Source organism: Arthrobacter sp. H41 (genome assembly GCF_000520535.1).
GTDB lineage: Bacteria > Actinomycetota > Actinomycetes > Actinomycetales > Micrococcaceae > Arthrobacter_D.
In genome coordinates, this window is record NZ_KI914784.1 from 1 (window position 1) to 3,242 (window position 3,242).

Annotated in this window: 3 protein-coding genes and 1 pseudogene; 1 reads left to right on the forward strand and 3 read right to left on the reverse strand. The window is 68.6% G+C overall.

Annotated elements, in window-relative coordinates; genetic code table 11:
* Positions 1 to 1,165, forward strand: a 1,165-nt coding sequence (locus tag Y705_RS0106910; RefSeq protein ID WP_026532328.1) for a bifunctional 3'-5' exonuclease/DNA polymerase, incomplete at its 5' end; no start/stop codon positions are given.
* A 14-nt stretch (positions 1,166 to 1,179) separates the two neighbouring features.
* Here Y705_RS0106910 and Y705_RS18075 read toward each other — a convergent pair.
* The 3 genes and pseudogenes from Y705_RS18075 to Y705_RS22700 form a co-directional block, all read right to left on the reverse strand.
* Complete coding sequence (locus tag Y705_RS18075) at positions 1,180 to 1,860, reverse strand: NUDIX hydrolase (protein WP_049822397.1); 681 nt, start codon at positions 1,858 to 1,860, stop codon at positions 1,180 to 1,182.
* On the reverse strand, positions 1,857 to 2,654 hold the full coding sequence (gene nth / locus Y705_RS18080; RefSeq protein ID WP_049822398.1) for an endonuclease III: 798 nt from the start codon (positions 2,652 to 2,654) through the stop codon (positions 1,857 to 1,859). Before nth ends, Y705_RS18075 begins: the two co-directional genes overlap by 4 nt.
* A gap of 24 nt (positions 2,655 to 2,678) precedes the next feature.
* A pseudogene (locus Y705_RS22700) lies at positions 2,679 to 3,242 on the reverse strand (hypothetical protein); the annotation flags it as partial.

Consider the following 3,242-nt stretch of genomic DNA (forward strand, 5'->3'; position numbering starts at 1 on the left):
CGCCGCCGAGATGGAAGCCACAGGCCTCCCCTGGCGGCGGGACATCCACGAGCAGCTGCTCGAAACGCACCTCGGCCCCCGGCCTCCCGAGGGCCGTCGGCCGGTCCGCCTCGAACAGGTCGCAGCAGAGCTCCGCACCGCGCTCGGAAGCCCCTCGCTCAACCCGGACTCCCCCCAGGAGCTCATGCGGGCCCTGCACCGGGCCGGCATCGAGGTGGCCACAACAAGATCCTGGGAGCTTGAGCGCCAGAACCACCCCGCCATCGGACCGCTGCTGGCCTATAAGAAGATCTCCCGGTTACTCACGGCCAACGGCTGGTCCTGGCTCGACACCTGGGTGCAGAACGGCCGGTTCCGTCCCGAATACGTGGTGGGCGGAGTGGTGTCAGGGCGCTGGGCTTCCCGCGGCGGTGGAGCACTGCAGATCCCGAAGCAGGTGCGCGACGCCGTCCGGCCCGATCCGGGTCACCTGTTCGTCGTCGCCGATGCCGCCCAACTGGAACCGCGCGTGCTCGCGGCGCTCGGCCGGGACTCGGCGCTCGCTGCGGCCGCCCGCGGGCGCGACCTGTACCAGGGCATTGCGGAGCAGGGATTCGGCGGTGACCGCGCGAAGGCCAAACTGGCCATGCTGGGCGCCATGTACGGGGCGACCAGCGGCGAATCGGGCCGACTTATGCCGCAGCTCACGCGGGCCTACCCGCAGGCGATCGCCGTCGTCGAAGCCGCCGCCCGTACCGGGGAAACCGGTGGCGCCGTCACGAGCTACCTCGGGCGCGGGTGCCCTCCAGCATCGGAGCGATGGCGCGCAGCGCAGCAGAGCACGACGGCGGAGGAGCAGCGCCGGGCCGACAGCGCCGCCCGGGCTCGGGGTCGCTTCACGCGGAACTTCGTGGTGCAGTCCACTGCTGCGGAGTGGGCGCTGTGCTGGCTCGCCGAGATCCGGAGAAGGCTGCTGACGGAAACCGGTCCGACATCCGGAAGGAGCGAGGTGGTGTTCTTCCTCCATGATGAGGTGATGCTCCACGTGCCCGAGGAGGAAGCGGGCAGGATCAGCCGACTGGTCGAGGACGCGGCTGCCGCAGCGACCACGCTGATGTTCGGCAGGATCCCCATCGACTTCGCTGTCAACACCGTAGTGGTGGCGTCCTATGCGGACGCCAAGTGACGCGGCAGGAGGTTCTACAGGGGTGCGGGGATCTCCAGGGAAGAGTCCCAAGGCTCGGTCCATTGCAGCCCCTCGAACAGGGAGTCCAGCAGTATCGCGGTGAATCCCCACACCGTGGCGTTCGGGAGGGTGAAAGCGGGGCTTCGGTGGGTCGATCCTCTTCTCCGCACGACGGCCGTCCGCCGATTCGACGGATCCAGAAGGTCCCGTAGCGGCACCCGGAAGACCTGCGTCGATTCGGCTTCCGAGACCACGGCGACTGGAGTCTGACGGGCCCACCAGCCTAGGACCGGTGTCACGAGGAAGTTGCTCACGGTCAGCCCGACCTCCGGAAGCACCCCCAGCACCTCCACACCCAGCGGATCGAGCCCGGTCTCTTCCTCTGCTTCCCGAAGCGCGGCGGCCCGCTCGTCGGCGTCTCCGGGGTCGATGGCGCCGCCCGGGAACGAGACCTGGCCCGGGTGATTGTTGAGTGATCCCGCGCGCTCCATGAGCAGGACGTCGAGATCAGCAGGTTGAAGCGCGGACGGATTCGGGTGGGGCCCGGGCCGAAGGGCGCCGAACAGCATGAGGACGGCGGCCCGGCGGGCGTCTTCGAGTCCCCTGGTGCTCAGATGCCGACCCGCGGGGGTTCCTGGACCAGCAACGCCCTGCCTCGAGGACGCATAGGCACTGAGCGAGTCGTATGCATTCACGCTCCCAGCGCGTGCCCGGCTCGACGGAGTTCCGCCCGCGTCTCCCCGTTGCGCATCCGTTCCAGGAGCTCCTCCCGGCCCGGCGCCAGCTCGTATTTCAACAGTTTTGCCGCTTTCACGGGGTCGACTTCGCCCTCTCCGTAGGACGGGCACAGCGCAGCCACCGGGCAGGCCCCGCAGGCGGGCTTCTTCGCATGGCAGACCCGCCGGCCGTGGAAGACCACGCGGTGGGAGAGCATCGTCCAGTCCTTCGGCTCGAACAGGACGCCGACCTCGGCCTCCACCTTGACGGGATCATCGGCAGTGGTCCATCCGAAGCGGCGGGACAACCTCCCGAAGTGCGTGTCGACGGTGATCCCCGGCGTTCCGAAGGCGTTACCGAGCACCACATTCGCCGTCTTCCGCCCCACTCCCGGCAGCGTCACCAGGTCTTCGAGCCTCCCCGGCACCTCGCCGTCGTACTCGTCGACGAGCCGGTTGGACAACGCAAGGAGGCTGTTGGCCTTCGCGCGGAAGAATCCGGTGGGGCGGATGATTTCCTGGAGATCCTCCACCCCGGCCTCCGCCAGGCGCTGCGCATCGGGGAACCGGGCGAACAGGGCAGGGGTGGTCATGTTCACCCGCACGTCCGTCGTCTGCGCGGACAGCACCGTTGCCACCAGAAGCTCGAACGCATTCCGGAAGTCGAGTTCCGCAACCGCGTAGGGATACGTCTCCGCGAGGATCCGATTGATCTTCCGTGCCCTTCGCTTGAGCGCTACGGCGGATTCCGTCTCTCGTGCCGACGCCTTCATCGCGAGGTTCCCGAATGCAGCATGCTAGTCCTTCGGTGCGCGTTCGATATTGCTGAGGTCACGCATGACCCCGACGTGCCCGGTGCGCTTGTCCTGCACCAGGAATTCGTTCCCGCGGTCCTCGATGCCTACTTCCCAATCGCCCGGCTCGAGCGTGAAGAGCGCGCGCCCGGTGTGCTCGTCCACGACGACCTTCGGGGTGCCGACGGCGAACCAGAAAGCCTCGACCACCTGCTCCTCCTCGGGGTCGCGGGTAGCTGAGATGGGCTCCTGCCGAACCGCCGGGCTGCTCTCCGAGATGACCGTGTGTGCCCGCGTCTCGGCAAGGGGCGCCCTGGTCTCGGTTGCAGCCTCGCGGGACGTTGAATCGGCACCGGCAGGTTCCGGTTCAACACTCGAAGAGTCTGCTGTAGCGGAGTCGGATGTGTCCGCGGCCGGGGCGACTGGCCCGGAACCAACAGTGTCCGACGCCGGAGTGCCCGACGCGGCAGGGTCGGAGGACTCCGTGCCGGGCGAGCCGGCGTGCGGCTTCGAACCGGTCGGCGTCGGGGATTTCGCACCAGCGGCAGGCTCCGAGGACGCAGCGGC